Below are 14,776 nucleotides of genomic sequence, written 5' to 3' on the forward strand. Positions count from 1 at the left end.
ATCTGTCGACCCCTCAGCAGAACTCTTCTGCCGACCGCGGCAGCCCGTCGTGCATTGCCCCTGGCCAGACGAGGCGGTCCGGTCGGATCAGGGTCGACTACCCACTGGATACGGATAGTGATCTTCCGGACGGTGTGTCGTCTCGTGCGTGTCCTCGCCATCCGGTTCTGAGTGCTTCGCGCACCGCCCAACGCGCTCTGCCGCCACACCCGACACAGCAGCCACTCTTGCCCCAGATTCACCATCCAGTCTGGGAGAAGGGGAAGTTCATGGGACAGCGTGCGCAGCGGGGCAGGGTGTACCGGCGGTGTGGGTGCCGGGACGAGGGCGGGCGGCAGTTGGGTGCGTGGTGTGTGCGGTTGCTGGAGGAGGCGGAGCACGGGTCGTGGACGTACTGCGTCGATCTGGCGCCGCAGGACGGCAGACGGCGCACCCGGCGTCGTGGCGGGTTCGCGGCCGAGGCCGAGGCGGCGCAGGAGCTGACGGCGGTGCTGGAGGGTGAGCTGAGCGGGGCGTACGAGGAGCGTCGCACCACCGTGGCGGACTACCTGCGGGAGTGGCTGGCCACGCGGAAGGAAGAACTCACCGCGAACACCTACGCCGGCTACAAGGCCTACGTGGAGCGGGACCTGATCCCTGCGTTCGGGCGGTGCCGGCTGCTGGACCTGCGGCCGAAGCAGATCGAGGACTGGATGGCCGCGCAGCGCAAGGCCGGCCGGGGCCGGGTCACGCTATACCGGGTCGTCTCGACGCTGCGCAACGCGCTGAACCACGCGGTGCGGTCGTGGCGGCTGAAGTTCAACCCGGCCGAGCACTGCGTGCCGCGCAAGCCCCGCGCCGAGGAGCGCACCTGCTGGACCCCGAAGGAAGCCGCGGCGTTCTGCGGCACAACGCCGAGCAATACGCCGACCAGCTGGCCGACCTGTTCGAGGTCCTGCTCGGCACCGGCATGCGCCGCGGTGAGGTCCTCGCCCTGCACTGGTCGGACGTCCACCTCATGGACCGCAAGCTGTTCGTCCGCTGGACCCTGTCCGCCGTGGACAACGGCGACCTCCACTTCAACCAGCCCAAGACCGAGGCCAGCCGCGCCTGGATCAGCCTCTCCCCCAGAGTCATGACCGCCCTCCACCGCCAGGCCGACCTCCAGATGACCGCCCACCCCGAGAGCCGACTGGAGGGCCTGGTCTTCGCCCACACGGACGGATCACCCCTGCGGCCCCAATGGGTCCTCGACCAGCTCCGCAAACGCACCGCCGAACTCGGACTCCCCCGGATCGGACTGCACGACCTGCGCCACACCGCGGCCAGCATCATGATCGCCGAAGGCATCCCCATCGCAATCGTCTCCAAGACCCTGCGCCACGCCACCCTCGCGACCACGATCAACCTCTACGGCCACCTCTTCAAGGACTCCGCCGACCAGGCCGTCAACGCCCTCGCCCGAGCACTCGACCAAGCCCAGACAGACCGGCTCCGAGCCGTCCCCCGAGGCGACGACGACCTGCCGCTCGCGGCGTAGCGGCAGCCACGACCCGAGACCTTCGCCGGTCAGGCGCAGCTGCGCCTGACCGCGGTCTCCGGGAGGGCGGGCCGGTGGCCCGACCCGGCCGCCGACGGCAGTGTTCTGGACTCCTTCGACCTTCTGCGCACCGGGCTGCCCTCCCATGTGCTCGGCGATGTCGGCCGGACCGCTCCGTGACAGGGAACAAGGCGCGACGCTGATCCCCGATCACTCACCGCGACCGACCGCAGATGGTGAACCAGAGCCGGTTCTCGTGGACAGATCCAGGGGCTCCTGCGCCGCCGCGGCCGCGCCGTCCACCTGGTACACCGATTTCCGGGCCGACATCTCGCGCATCGACGTACCGGCCCTGATCCTGCACGGGACGGGTGACCGCATACTGCCCGTCGATAGCACCGGCTGGCCGTTCCACCGCGCGCTGCCCTCCGCCGAGTACGCGGAGATCGAGGGCGCGCCGCACGGCCGGCTGTGAGCCCCGTCGAGGAGGTGAACCAGGCGCTGCTGGCCTTCCTCGCGAAGTAGCCGGGGCGTCGCGTTGCCCGGAGCCGGTGCGGAGACGGCTCGCGTGGCGTCCCCGGCGCACCGCGCCCGCGCGGCTGCTACCGGATCTCCTTGACGACGATCGAGTGGTCGGGGATCAGCCCGCTACGGGCGCCGTTCCACGTGATGCCGAGGGTGAACTCGTACCTGCTGGCGTCGACCCCGGCGTCTCCGTCGACAGGGCCAGGGCGCCGGCCGGGCCTCGCCAGCCGTAACCGGCCTGCGCCCGGTACTGCCCGCCCACGGTCTGCAGAACCCGCATCCCAGCGGCCTCGGCCCGCTGGGTCCGATCTCCCGGGCACGGACTGTGGCTGGCGGCTTGAGCCGACCTCACGGAGGCCCTGGCCTCGGCGGTGTGGAGCAGCCTTCTGCGGGGTTCCTCGAACGTCACCGGGTCCGGGCAGGAGGCCGCCGCCCGGCTCCGGCTCCGGCGCCGGGTGCGTCGTACACCGACTGTCGGGCGCTCCCACCCTCGCGCCGGGAGGATCCGACGGGCAGTAAACTCGGGCGGTTGGGAGTGAACGGACCGGCCCCGGGGGCAAGAGTGGTGCAAGACGGGCGGGTTCCGGCCCTGGTCGGGCGGCAGTGGGAGACGGAGCTGCTGACCGCGGCGCTGGTCCAGGCCGTGGACGGCGCGAGTGGGTCCACCGTCCTGCTGCGCGGCGACGCCGGCGTCGGCAAGAGCACGCTGGTGGCCTGGGTGGAGCGGATGGCCCGCGAGCGCGGGTTCACCGTCCTGCGCGCGGTCGGCACGGAGGCGGAGACGGACCTCGCGTTCGGCGCCCTCCACCAGGCCTTCTGGTCGCCGCTCCAGCGTTCCGCCGCCCTGTCCGCCCATCAACGGGAGTCTCTGGAGAGCGCTTTCGGCGTCCGCTCCGGGACACCGAACGGCTTCGCGGTCGGCGCCGCCGCGCTGGCCCTGCTGGAGGAGGCGGTCCGGACCGCGCCCGTGCTGCTGCTCCTGGACGACCTGCACTGGACGGACTCTTCCAGCGCGACCGTCTTCGCCTTCCTGCACCGGCGGTGCGCCGAGCTGCCGGCGGTGATCGTCGGCGCCAGCCGCCCGGACGGACCGGCCGCCCAGACCTGGTCGGCCGAGGCCGTGGAGGTCCCGGCCCTGCCCAGGGAGGACGCGGCTCGGCTGCTGGGCACCTACTACCCGGAACTCGCGGCGCCCGCCAGAGAACGCGTGCTGACCGAGGCCGCCGGGAACCCGCTGGCGCTGGTGGAACTGCCACGCCAGCTGGCCGCCGCCCAGCAGCGGGGAGCCGCTCCGCTGCCCGAGCGGCTGCCACTGGGCCGGAAGCTGGAGCGGATGTTCGCCGAACGGCTGGGGACGGTGGCGCCGGAGGTCGGCCGCCTCCTCCTGCTCGGCGCCCTGGCCGCCAGCCCGGACTCCGGCAGTGCCGAGTGGCTGCGCGCCCTCGCGGACGAGAACGCCCGGGAGATCCTGGAACGGATCGAGGCGGACGGCCTGGCCCGGCTCGACCCGGCCGGGCAGCTCGTGTTCCGGCACCCCCTGGTCCGCACCGCCGTCGTCTCCGCCGCCTCCGACACCGCGCGCCGGGAGGCCCACCGCGCACTGTCCGACGCCCTCGCACCCGGCGACCCCCGGCGGCTGGCCCACGAGGCCGCCGCCGCGCTGCTGCCCGACGAGGACCTCGCACACCGCCTCGAGCAGGCCAGCCACGACCTCGCCCACCGAGGCGGCGCGGCGGAGGGCGCGCTTGTGCTGGAACGCGCCGCCGTGCTCAGCCCCAGCTCCTGCGACCGCGTCCGCAGGCTCACCCGGGCCGCGGTGATGGCGGCCCACGGCGGGCAACTGCGCCACACCGCCGCCCTGGTGGAGGAGCTGAAGAGCAGCACCGTCCCGACGGACATCTCCCCGCTGTTCTCGTACGCGGTGGTCTACGCCGACCAGAGCCACCACGTCGACTTCGAGTCCTCCGCCGCGCTGCTGCCCGCGGCCCTCGACGCGCTGACCGCGCCGGGCGCCGACACCTTCGGCGGGCTGATCGAACAGGCCTGGTTCAAGCTCCTCCTGGCCGCCACGTACACGGACGACCCCTGGGCCTGGCGCGCCCTGGAACGGCACCGGGAGCACGTCTCCGAGGTGGGCCGGCTGTGCCTGCGGGCCTGGACCGAGCCGGGCCCGGACCTGGTCACCGCCCTGCTGGCGATGGCCGACGGCATGACCGAGGAGCAGGAGGCCGGCGCCGCCTGGCTCCTGCTGTGGACCTCCTCGGCGCTCGACTGCCCCGACGGTGACCTCTGGCAGCGTTTCTCCGGGCTGCACACCTACGCCACCCAGGGCTCGATCGCGAAGGCCAGGGCCCACCAGGACTACCTGCTAGGCCACTGGGACCGGGCGGCCGTCTGCCTACGCGAGGCCGAGATGGCGGACGAGCTCGGATACCACACCAACGGCCTGATGTTCCGCCAGTACTACGCCCACTTCCTGGCCGGCCGGGGCGACGAGGACGGCCTGCGGGAGATCGAGCGGACCATCCGGCCGATCGCCACCCGCGCCCGGATGCGGTACGTCCTGGACCGCCTGACCCACCTGCGCGGCCTGGCCGCGCTCGCCCACCGGCGCTACGAGGAGGCGTACGCGCACTTCTGCGAACTCACCCCGCCCGGACGCCTGACCGGCGGCCGGCCCTGGCACCACACGCTGCTCCTCGACCTGGTGACGGCCGCCGTGCACACCGGACGGCACCAGGAGGCCCGGGACCACCTCGCAGCCGGAACCGCGGCCCGCTCCGCCGAGGTCTCCGGACGCCACGCCTTCCTGTACGCGGCCGCCACCGCCCTGGCCGCGGACGACGACGAGGTCGACGCCGCCTATCGCGCCGCGTACGCCGTGCCGGGCGCCGAGCAGTGGGCGTTCGACCTCGCCCGACTGAGGCTCGCCCACGGCGCGTGGCTGCGCCGCCGCCACCGGCCCGGGGCCAGGGAGACGTTGCGCGCGGCCCACCACGTGTTCCGCAGGCTGCGGGCCACCCCCTGGGCGGCGCAGTGCGAGGAGGAGCTGCGGGCCGCCGGAGACTCCGTGGCGCTGCCGCAGGACGGACCGGCCACGGGCCCGTCCGGGCTGACCGGCCAGGAGCTGCGCATAGCCCGGCTGGCCGCGACCGGGCTGACCAACAAGGAGATCGGCCGGCAGCTCCAGCTATCGCCCCGTACCGTCGGGGCCCACCTCTACAAGATCTTCCCCAAACTCGGCATCACCACGCGGGCCTCGCTCGCCCATGCCCTCGACGGCGGCTGACCCGGGGAAACGCCTGCCCGACCGGCTCGCCCCGGCCACCCCGCCGGGCTTCCCGGCGCACCGTCCCAGGACGACAGTCAGATGACCTACCGGCCCGCCGCGCCCGCGGGCCACGCTGAGAGCGCGCAGGACTCCGGCGGAAGGGCGGTCAGATGAGCTTGCGGATGACGACGGCGTCGGTCGCGGACCGTGACAAGGCGGCCTTCTGGAGCGGAGCGGTGTCGCGGTCGCTGGTGCCCGTGGAGGTGCGCCCGCACACCGGGCAGCCGTTCGACGGGCTCCTGGAGTCTCACCGCCTCGGGTACGTGCGGATCTCCACCCTGGAGGCCGACGCGGCCCGGCTCTCCCGCACTGCGGCGCTGATCTCGCGCACGCCGCACAGCGAGCCGCAGATCGGTGTGGGCGTGCAGGTGTCGGGCCGGGCCCTACTGGAACAGGACGGGCGCCGGGCGGAGGTGCCGCCGGGCGGGCTCGTCCTGTACGACACGGCGCGCCCGTACGCGGTGGACTACCCGGAGCGCTTCCGCACCCACGTGTTCCACCTGCCGCGCCGCCTGCTGGGAGTGCCGGAGCGCGACCTGCGGCACGTGTCGGCGACGGCCGTCGGCCCCGGGGAGGGGTGTGGACCGGTGCTCCAGTCGTTCCTCGGCGGCCTCGCCGCCTCCGCGCACTCCTACTCCGCCCCGGTCGGCGATCGGCTGGCCGGCACCGTCGCCGACCTGCTCAGCGCGCTCGTCGCCCAACTCACCCGCTCCGGGGCGGCGGATGGGACGGACGAGGGCCCGAACGCGCACCTGGTCCGGCGGGCGCGGGAGTACATCGACCACCACCTCGGCGATCCGGAGCTGACGCCCGAACGGATCGCGCAGGCCCACCACATCTCCGTGCGGTACCTGCACCGGATCTTCGAGGGCGAAGGAGTGACGGTGAGCCGGTTCATCCAGCAGCGCCGCCTGGAGGCCTGCGCCCGCGAGCTGGCCCGGCGCGGCCGCACCGCGCCGACGGTGTCGGCCGTCGCGCAGCGGTGGGGCTTCGTCAACCCGGCCCACTTCAGCCGGGCCTTCCGAGCCGCGTACGGCGTCCCGCCGCGCGAGTGGCGCGCGCTGCGCACCGACGACGGCGGCTGACGGCCCGCCGGACCGCAGACCGACGGACGGATCTCCGTGCGCGGTCAGGCCACCGAGGCCGCCGGCCCGGCAGTACGGTCGAGTGATGTGGGCGTACCACGGGGAGGTGCGCTCGACGTCCGGCCCGACGCACACCGGTTCCGGTCAGGGCGCACCCGGGCGCCGCAGCGCCCATCGAACCGAAGCCAGGAGCGAAGACTTGCCCGACATCAACCCCCTGCCGGACCGGCGACCGGTGCTCGACCGGGCGCTCCAGGAGTTCCTGGACGCCCAGGCCGGTCGGCCTGCGGCGGAACTGCCAGACCTCTCCCTCCTCAGCCCTGAGGACATGCCGGAGGGAGAACGGGCCGACGCCCCGGACGACCCGTACGGCACCACGGCGCAGTGGTTCACCCTGCCCTGTGGGCCGACCGGGCGGGTGCGCGTCCAGGTGACCAGACCCGTCGACGCCGCCGAGCCGAGCCCCGTCGTGCTCTTCGTCCCCGGCCTCGGCTGGTCGCTGGGCGACGCCGCCTGCTACGGCCGACTGGTCCGGGAGTTCGCGCTGGGCACCGACGCCGCCGTGGTGTACGTCGACTACGCCAGGGCGCCTGCGGCTCGTTACCCGGTCGCCGTCGAGCAGTGCTACGCGGTGGCCCGCTGGATCCGCGCGCACGGCCACGAGATCGGACTGGAGGGGCGGCGGATGGCCGCCGTGGGCGACTCCGCGGGGGCCAACCTGGTGGCGGCCCTGACGCTGCTGGCCCGCGAGCGCGGAGACGTGGGACTGGTGCACCAGGTGCTGCTGTACCCGGTGACCGACGCGGACTTCGACACCCCCTCCTACCGTCGGTTCGCGACGGGGTACTTCCTGCACCGCGAGCACATGCGCCGCTTCTGGGACGACTACCTGCCCGAGCCGCAGCGGCGGAGGGAGGCGACCGCCTCGCCCCTGCGGGCCTCGCCGGAGCAGCTCACCGGCCTGCCCCCGGCGCTCGTCGTCACCGCCGAGGCCGACGTGCTGCGGGACGAGGGCGAGGCCTACGCGGGCAGGCTCCGCGCCGCGGGGGTGCCGGTGGTGGCGATGCGTTACCAGGGCGCCGTGCACGGCTTCCTGCTGCTCGACGGGACGGCCCCGACCGGCACCGCCCGGGCCGCGCTGATCCAGGCCGTCGACACCGTCCACGTCGCGCTGCACCGCCGCTCCTGGTGAGCCCCGCCGGAGCCGTCCCACCGGGAGGGGCTCCCGCGCCCACCCGCCCGACACCGTGGCGCCGGACCCGCCGGTCCGGCCGGAAGCCGTCCGAGGAGTACTGATGTCCGTCGTTCTCGACACCGCGGCGGTGCCGTCCGCCGACCGCGCCGAGTTCTGGCACGAGGCCCTGTCCCACACCTTCGTCCCGCTCGACGTGGCGCTGCTCGAAAGCGTGCCCGCCCCCGCGACGATCACCAGCCACCGCCTGGGCGCCGTACAGGTCTCCCTCGTCCAGGCGGGCCCCCAGCGCGTGGAGCGCAGCGCGGCGCTGATCGCCCGCGGCGGGGAGGACCACCTCACGCTGGCGCTCCAGCACCGCGGTACCGCCCGGCTGGACCAGGACGGCCGCCAGGTGGCACTGCGGCCGGGCACCTTCGCGATCTCCGACGCCGGGCGGCCGTTCGCCAAGGAGCTGCCGGAGCCTGGCCTCTTCACCGCCTTCCACTGGCCGCGGTCGGCGGTGGGCGTCCGCGAGGAGGACCTGCGGGTGCTCACCGCGACGGCCTTCGACGCCACCGGGGGCACCGCCCGCCTGGTGGCCGCCTACCTGGAGTGCCTCTCCCGGTCGGCCGACTCGATGGAGCCGCAGCTGGCGTCCTGGCTCGCCACCACGGCGCTCGACCTGCTCGCCGTGCTCGCGCACGAGCGCCGCGGCCGGTTCGTCCCTGAGGCTCCCGAGACGGCGCTGGCCATGCTGGCCCGGGTGAAGGACCACATCCTGCGCCACCTGGGGGACCCGGACCTCTCGCCGGAAGGGATCGCGGCCGCCCACCACGTGTCCGTGCGGTACCTGCACAAGCTCTTCCGCCACGAGGGGGTGACGGCGGCCCGCTGGATCCAGCGCCAGCGCCTCGACATGTGCCGCCGCGAGCTCGCCCGCCCCGCTGCGGGCCGGGCGACCATGGCGGCGGTCGCGGGCCGCTGGGGATTCGTGAGCGCCAGCCACTTCAGCCGGGCGTTCCGGGCCGCGTACGGCGTCTCCCCCCGCGAGTGGCGTGCGGGCGTCCGAACGGGCTCCGCATCGGGCACGGCACCGGGCACCACGCGGCTGCTGCGGCCGGTCGCCACGCCGGGCCCGCTCGTCGTCTCGCCGTCCGGTTTCGGCGTCGCGAGGTGACCCGTCGCGGGGCCGTCGGGCACCACACTGCCCGACGGCCCCACGGACTCATGACGCCCGGCAACCGGTGAGCAGTCACCAGTCGCCAGTCACCGACAATCCGCGGTCACCGGTCGGTGTGGATCTCCGCGATGTAGCCGCCCGGGAACTGCACCAGCGCGCTGTCCCGGCCGCCCGCCGTGACCGGCCCCCACAGCACCGACGCGCCGGCGGCCTTCGCCCGGTCCAGGGTGGCGCCGAGGTCGGGCACTCCGTATCCGGTGAGCTCCCGGCCGAAGGGGTGGGGCAGGTGGCCGTCCGTCACGGTGACCGTCGTGGTGCCGAACCCGGAGCTGAGACGCATGAGCCGGTAGGTCGTGCCGGGCAGACCGATCGCGGCGCCGTCGGCCTTCCGGTCGTCGGAGACGATGCGGCCCCCGGTGAAGGAGAGGTAGCTCCGCAGGAACTTGCCGACCGCGTCCGGCGACAGGTAGAGCCGGTTGTCCGGCACGCTCGCCAGGTCGGGATAGGACGGCGGGGTGGTGTGCACGTAGAGCTGGGCGCTGATACCGCCGGGGAACTGGACGACGGCGTCCCGGCCGATCGGGTCGGCGAACGGGGCGACCGTCACGGCCGCGCCGTCGGCCCGGGCGCCCCGGACCGCCTGGTCGAGGTCGGTCACCAGCCAACCGGTGCGTTCGGTGCCGAAGGGGTACGGGACGGGGGTGGTGTAATCGAACACCGACAGCGTGCCGACCGGTGACAGCACCAGCTCGGAGAGCGTTCGGCTGGGCGTCGGGGTCACCTGGGTGGCGTTCGGCCCGATCGTGGTTCCGCCGAAGGTGGAGACCCAACTGGCCGCGAAGGCCTGCTCGGTGCCGGGCGCGACGTAAACGTGGGTGGTGTCGTACTGCGGGCCGACGGCGAACTGCCCGTGTGAGCCCCGCTGTTGCTCCGGGGTGCTCTGGGTCGCCGAGGCGGCGGGGATCGCGGTCAGTGCGGCGATCGCCACCACCAGCGGGACCACGCGTCGGACGAAGTGTCGTTTCATCCTGTGACCTTCCGGTCGTCGCCGCGCCCGGCGCCCGCTGGGCGGGGCCGGGCGCGTGAGGGTCGTCAAATGAGGTGGGTGTCAGGCCACTGGCGGGGCCCAGTGGGCGTCGGGCACCGAGACCCGGTGGGCGGTCAGCGCGGTAGCCAGGAGCAGCAGTGCGGCCAGGGCGAGGGCGGTGACGGGCTGTCCGTGCAGGATCAGCGCCGCGCCTGCGAGGCCGCCGAGCAGCATCGCGAGTGCGGAGAGGATCCGGCGCCCGGGGCGGGGTGCGGTGCCGCCGGCCGCGGTGGAGTCGGCGGCGAGGCCGGTCAGGGTGAGGGTGAGGACGGTGGTGGTCAGGTCCGGCACGCCGAGCCGGCGGGCCACCGCGTTCTGCAGGCCCATGCCCAGGCCCAGGAGGACGATCAGGGCGTAGCGGCCACTGCCGTCGGTGACGGCGTCGGTGACGGCGGCCGCGGCTGTGAGGACCGTCTGGATGCCGGTGGCCAGGGCCAGCAGGCGTCCTCGGTGGGCCGGTGTCCGGCTGCCGAGCCGTCCGCCGGCGAGTGCTCCGGTCAGGAACGCGCCCAGTGAGACGAGCGAGGCCGTGGCGGACAGGCCCGGGGCGCCCGCGAGGGCGAACCCGAGGAAGACCACGTTGCCGGTCATGTTCGCCACGAACACGTGGCCGAGGCCGAGGTAGCTCACGGCGTCGATCACGCCGGTAGCCACGGTCAGCAGGAGCAGCAGGGGCGGCAGCGGGCCGTGCCGGTCGGTGCGCGGCGGGGCGAGGGTCCGCAGGGCGTCAGTCAGTAGGGCGCGCACCGGCCGTCGCCTCCCCGGGTGCCGACGGTCGGTGCAGGACCGCGCGGGTGAGCAGTCCGCTGGCCGGGCCGAGCACGACGCACGCGATCGAGAGCAAGAGCGGCCAGGAGGTGAGGCCGGCGGCGTGGTCGGCGGACCAGCGTCCCGGGCCGGTGAGGGCGAGCGAGCCGGTGACGACGATCAGGACGAGCGGGTATTCGTAGCCGTCGTTCTGCACCCAGAGCCCGTGCGGGAGCTTGACCGTGAGCGCCACCGTCATCACGCCCATGGCGACCATGGCCGCCAGCGGTGTGAGGGCGCCCAGGGCCAGGAACAGGCCCGCACCGATCTGGCCGGCGCCCGCGGCGAGGGCGGTGAGCGTCCCGCCGCGGAACCCGTCGTGTCGGAACTCCGCCGTCCCGCCCGTCAGGCCGTTGCCGCCCAGGCGGTGGCTCACCTTCTGTATCCCGTGTCCGGCGATGAGCAGGCCCACCACCACCCGGAGGATCAGCAGTCCGGTATCCATCATGTCCTGTTCCTGGTCCCTGTGTTCCCGAAGTCCCGTCAGCCCGCGGCGTGCTCGCCGATGAGGGACTGCGCGTAGACGACGCCGAGGCCGTACGCGCCGGCGTGCTCCTTGACGATCTCCATGACGGCGCCGTAGGTCTCCGTCCGGGCCCAGTCGCGCTGGAGCTCCAGCAGCACCTGCACCCAGGTGACCGGCACGGCGCCGGCCTGCACCATCCGCTGGATGGCGTGCTCGTGGGCCTGCGGGGAGACGCCGCCGGAGGCGTCGGTGACGACGTAGACCTCGTAGCCCTGGTCGATCATCGACAGCACGGGCAGGACCAGGCAGACCTCGGTCCACAGGCCAGCTATGACGACCTTGCCGCGGCCGGTGGCCTTGACCGCCTCGACGACCGCCTCGTCCTCCCAGGCGTTCATCGAGGTGCGGTCGAGGATCTCGGCCTTGGGGAAGACCGCGGCGAGCTGCGGCAGCAGCGGGCCGGAGAAGGACTCGGCGGCGACGGTGGTCAGCACGGTGGGGACGTCGAAGGCCCGGGCGGCCTTGGCGAGGCCTACGGTGGCGTTGATGATCGCGGTGCGGTCGCCGCTGCCGGTGCCGAAGAACATCTGCGGCTGGTGGTCCACGAACAGCACCACGGAGTTGTCCGGGGTGAGCAGGTCCGGGCTCGGGGTGGCACTGACCTGGGTGAAGTCGACCATGACGATGGTCCTTTCGGTTTCGGTGGGTCCTTCGCGCGGTAGTGCGCGGAGGAAATCTGGGGGGGGGAAGGAGCGGGTGGGCCGGGTCAGAGGAGGAAGCAGGGGTCGAACGGCTGGGCGTGCTCCGCCGCCAGGCCGCGCTCGGCGCGCCAGCGGCGGTGCAGCTCCGACTCGGCGACGACCTCGCCGAGCAGCTCGGCCTGGCGGGCGCCCGCGCCGCCCCGGTCCCGGCGCGGCTGGTATCCGCCGAAGTGGGCGACCGGGCTCCAGTGCGGGCTGACCGCCGGGAGTTCCTCGTCCATGGACTCGTACTCGGCCGCGGCGTGGACGATCCGGCCGCCGACCACGGTGAGCAGGGACTCGATGTGCGGGATCTCGTGCTCGGGCACCGTGAAGTAGTCGTCGGACAGGACCGCGAGGTCGCCGTAACAGCCGGGCCGCAGCACGCCCTTGACGTCCTGCTCGCCGGTGAGCGCCGCGCCCGCCGTGGTGTACATCGCGAGCGCGGTCGCCCGGTCCACCCGGTTGTGCGGCGGCCGGATCGCCAGGCCGCCGACCGTACGGCCGGAGACCAGCCAGTGCAGGGCGACCCACGGGTTGTAGGAGGACACCCGGGTGGCGTCGGTGCCGGCCGCGACGGTCAGTCCGCGGTCCAGCATCGCGCGGATCGGCGGCGCCTCGGCGGCGGCGCCGAAGCCGTACCGGCGGGTGAACGCCTCGCCCTGGAAGGAGAGCCGGTTCTGCACGGAGAGCGAGCCGCCGAGGGCCGCGATCCGGTCGAGGCTGTCGGGCGAGACGGTCTCCGCGTGGTCGAAGAGCCACCGGTTCCCGGCGGGGAAGAGCCCTTCGGCGGCGAGCTTCTCGAACACCGCGAGGTCGCGCCGGATCGTCTCGTCGTAGGTCGCGTGGAGCCTGAAGCCCCAGCCGTTCTCCATGAGCAGCCGGACGGCCTTCTCGAACTCGCCTTCATAGGAGCCGAGTTCCGGCCTCGGTTCGGCGAAGTTCTCGAAGTCGGCGGCGGCCCAGGTGAGGTTCTCGCCGGCGCCGTTCAGCCGCAGCCACTCGTCGCCGTCCCCGGGGCGGACCGTCTCGATCCAGCGGGTGAGGTCGTCGAGCTCCTGGCCCGCGGTCTGCGGGAACAGGTGGTAGGCGATACGCAGGGACAGCAGGCCGTCCCGGGCGAGTTCGGTCACCGTGGCGTAGTTCTCGGGGAAGTTCTGGAACCCGCCGGCGGCGTCGATCGCGGAGGTCAGCCCGAAGCGGTTCAGCTCGCGCAGGAAGTGCCGGGTGGACGTCCGGCGGTCCTCGGCGTCCAGCCCCGGGGCCTTGGCGAGCGTGGAGTAGAGGACCAGCGCGCTGGGCGCGGCCAGCAGCATGCCGTTGGGCTCGCCGCCGCGGCCCCGGACGATCCGGCCGCCCTTCGGGTCGGGGGTGTCCCGGGTGTACCCGGCGGCCTTCAGCGCCGCGCGGTTGAGGATCGCGGACTGGTAGAGGTGCAGGACGAACACCGGGGTGTCCGGCGCGGCCTCGTTCAGTTCGGCGGGCGTCGGGAGCCGCCGCTCGGCGAACTGCTCCGCCGACCAGCCGCCGACGACCCGCACCCACTGCCCCTTGGGGGTGCGGGCGACCTGCTCCCGCAGCATCGCCAGGGCCTGGCGCAGCGAGGTCACGCCGTCCCAGCGCAGCTCCAGGACGTAGTTGAGACCGCCCCGGATCACGTGCAAGTGGGCGTCGTTGAGGCCGGGCACCACCCGCCGGCCGACGGCGTCGACCACGGTGGTGGACGGTCCGATGAGCGGGGCGATGTCCGCGTCGTCCCCGACGGCCGTGATCAGGCCGTCGCGGATGGCGAGGGCGCCGGCCTGGGGGCGGCGGGCGTCCCCGGTGTGGATCTTCGCGTTGCGGACGACGACGTCGGCGGCGTCCTCGACAGCGCGCGGGACCAGCCCGCCGACAGGCATTGCAGGCACCTCTCCAGCCTCCTGTGACACGTTCGGATCGCCGCACAGGGCCGGCGGCGACGGGGAGCGTCCGAGCCGGACCCGCCGGCTGACCGGAGATCGGCTTCGAACACGTGACAGAACGTTAGGACCGTCGCCCGCACCGGAGTTGGCCCACAGCGCACTGCCCCCGGTCCGTCAGCGCACTGCCGGGACGGCGCCGTCGTCGCCACCGGCCCGGGCACCTGGGCGCTCGGTGGCAACAACCGGTGCACTTCGGAACAAGCCCGCTCCGGAGGCGCCCCTAGCGTGGGGATCACCCATCCACAGACGACCCACCCGGGAGCTCCGATGAGCCGGTCCGACCACCCCCGCACCACCGGCAGCAGCCAGCCGCTGCTGCACCAGAAGGGCAAGGAGATCCAGGAGTTCGGCACCGTCAGCCAACTGCCGCTCGGCCTGACCCGCGACACCCGCCTGTACGCCTGCCAGCGGCTGAACCAGGTGCTCGCGGACACCCGGATCCTGTACTCCCTCTACAAGAAGCACCACTGGCTCGTGCGCGGCGCGACCTTCTACCAACTCCACCTGCTGCTGGACAAGCACGCGGACGAGCAGCTGGCGCTGGTGGACGCGCTCGCCGAGCGGATACAGGGCCTGGGCGGGGTGGCCGTCGGCGACCCGCGGCACGTCGCGGAGCTCACCTCCGTCCCGCGCCCGCCGGACGGCGTCGAGGAGGTGCCGGCGATGCTGTCACGGCTGCTGTCGGCGCACGAGGGGATCCTCGTCGACGCCCGAGACGCCGCGGGCCGGGTGGCGGCGCTCGGCGACGACGGTACGAACGACCTGCTGGTGTCGCAGGTCGTCCGCACCGGTGAGGCGCAGGTGTGGTTCCTCGCGGAGCACCTGGTGGACACCCCGCTGGTGCGACTGTGATCCGCCCGGCCCACCCGCGTCCCGTCACGCTGCGATGACCGGAGTC

At 73.6% G+C, this 14,776-nt stretch carries 11 protein-coding genes and 2 pseudogenes; 8 read left to right on the top strand and 5 right to left on the bottom strand.

Annotated elements, in window-relative coordinates; all coding sequences use genetic code 11:
• Window positions 1–269: 269 nt before the first annotated feature.
• The 7 genes and pseudogenes from ACZ4WV_RS07860 to ACZ4WV_RS07890 form a co-directional block, all read left to right on the top strand.
• Window positions 270–683, top strand: a pseudogene (locus tag ACZ4WV_RS07860) (N-terminal phage integrase SAM-like domain-containing protein); the annotation flags it as partial.
• A 101-nt stretch (window positions 684–784) separates the two neighbouring features.
• Entirely contained in the window at window positions 785–1,519 is a 735-nt protein-coding gene (locus tag ACZ4WV_RS07865) for a site-specific integrase (RefSeq protein ID WP_465743926.1), read from the top strand.
• A gap of 271 nt (window positions 1,520–1,790) precedes the next feature.
• Window positions 1,791–2,044, top strand: a pseudogene (locus ACZ4WV_RS07870) (alpha/beta fold hydrolase); the annotation flags it as partial.
• A gap of 562 nt (window positions 2,045–2,606) precedes the next feature.
• Complete coding sequence (locus ACZ4WV_RS07875; protein WP_465743928.1) at window positions 2,607–5,333, top strand: AAA family ATPase; 2,727 nt, start codon at window positions 2,607–2,609, stop codon at window positions 5,331–5,333.
• A gap of 152 nt (window positions 5,334–5,485) precedes the next feature.
• Window positions 5,486–6,460: an AraC-like ligand-binding domain-containing protein gene (locus ACZ4WV_RS07880; protein ID WP_465743930.1), complete on the top strand. Its 975-nt coding sequence runs from the start codon at window positions 5,486–5,488 to the stop codon at window positions 6,458–6,460.
• A 199-nt stretch (window positions 6,461–6,659) separates the two neighbouring features.
• Complete coding sequence (locus ACZ4WV_RS07885) at window positions 6,660–7,652, top strand: alpha/beta hydrolase (RefSeq protein ID WP_465743931.1); 993 nt, start codon at window positions 6,660–6,662, stop codon at window positions 7,650–7,652.
• 103 nt (window positions 7,653–7,755) lie between these two features.
• Window positions 7,756–8,811, top strand: coding sequence for a helix-turn-helix domain-containing protein (locus ACZ4WV_RS07890; RefSeq protein ID WP_465743933.1), 1,056 nt, complete (start codon window positions 7,756–7,758; stop codon window positions 8,809–8,811).
• Between the two features lie 106 nt (window positions 8,812–8,917).
• Here ACZ4WV_RS07890 and ACZ4WV_RS07895 read toward each other — a convergent pair whose 3' ends face one another.
• The 5 genes from ACZ4WV_RS07895 to ACZ4WV_RS07915 all read right to left on the bottom strand — a co-directional run bounded on the left by ACZ4WV_RS07895 (window position 8,918) and on the right by ACZ4WV_RS07915 (window position 13,815).
• Entirely contained in the window at window positions 8,918–9,841 is a 924-nt protein-coding gene (locus ACZ4WV_RS07895) for a VOC family protein (RefSeq protein WP_465743935.1), read from the bottom strand.
• Window positions 9,842–9,922: 81 nt separating this feature from the next.
• On the bottom strand, window positions 9,923–10,648 hold the full coding sequence (locus tag ACZ4WV_RS07900; protein ID WP_465743937.1) for a YoaK family protein: 726 nt from the start codon (window positions 10,646–10,648) through the stop codon (window positions 9,923–9,925).
• Entirely contained in the window at window positions 10,629–11,153 is a 525-nt protein-coding gene (locus ACZ4WV_RS07905; protein WP_465744060.1) for a DoxX family protein, read from the bottom strand. Before ACZ4WV_RS07905 ends, ACZ4WV_RS07900 begins: the two co-directional genes overlap by 20 nt.
• A 38-nt stretch (window positions 11,154–11,191) precedes the next feature.
• Window positions 11,192–11,854, bottom strand: coding sequence for a hydrolase (locus ACZ4WV_RS07910; RefSeq protein ID WP_465743939.1), 663 nt, complete (start codon window positions 11,852–11,854; stop codon window positions 11,192–11,194).
• A gap of 86 nt (window positions 11,855–11,940) precedes the next feature.
• A complete protein-coding gene (locus tag ACZ4WV_RS07915) occupies window positions 11,941–13,815 on the bottom strand; it encodes an amidohydrolase (RefSeq protein ID WP_465744062.1) in 1,875 nt (624 codons plus the stop codon).
• Window positions 13,816–14,145: 330 nt separating this feature from the next.
• On the opposite strand from ACZ4WV_RS07915, the gene ACZ4WV_RS07920 reads away from it, so the two are divergent.
• On the top strand, window positions 14,146–14,730 hold the full coding sequence (locus ACZ4WV_RS07920) for a Dps family protein (RefSeq protein WP_465743941.1): 585 nt from the start codon (window positions 14,146–14,148) through the stop codon (window positions 14,728–14,730).
• Window positions 14,731–14,776: the final 46 nt, after the last annotated feature.

The sequence above is a fragment of the Kitasatospora sp. NPDC029312 genome, from assembly GCF_055569215.1.

What these genes read in the sequence shown, in the direction of transcription:
- ACZ4WV_RS07920 (WP_465743941.1), top strand. Translation starts at nt 14,146, where the DNA reads ATGAGCCGGTCCGACCACCCCCGCACCACCGGCAGCAGCCAGCCGCTG.
- ACZ4WV_RS07910 (WP_465743939.1), bottom strand. Translation starts at nt 11,854, where the DNA reads ATGGTCGACTTCACCCAGGTCAGTGCCACCCCGAGCCCGGACCTGCTC.
- ACZ4WV_RS07890 (WP_465743933.1), top strand. Translation starts at nt 7,756, where the DNA reads ATGTCCGTCGTTCTCGACACCGCGGCGGTGCCGTCCGCCGACCGCGCC.
- ACZ4WV_RS07895 (WP_465743935.1), bottom strand. Translation starts at nt 9,841, where the DNA reads ATGAAACGACACTTCGTCCGACGCGTGGTCCCGCTGGTGGTGGCGATC.
- ACZ4WV_RS07880 (WP_465743930.1), top strand. Translation starts at nt 5,486, where the DNA reads ATGAGCTTGCGGATGACGACGGCGTCGGTCGCGGACCGTGACAAGGCG.
- ACZ4WV_RS07915 (WP_465744062.1), bottom strand. Translation starts at nt 13,815, where the DNA reads ATGCCTGTCGGCGGGCTGGTCCCGCGCGCTGTCGAGGACGCCGCCGAC.
- ACZ4WV_RS07905 (WP_465744060.1), bottom strand. Translation starts at nt 11,153, where the DNA reads ATGGATACCGGACTGCTGATCCTCCGGGTGGTGGTGGGCCTGCTCATC.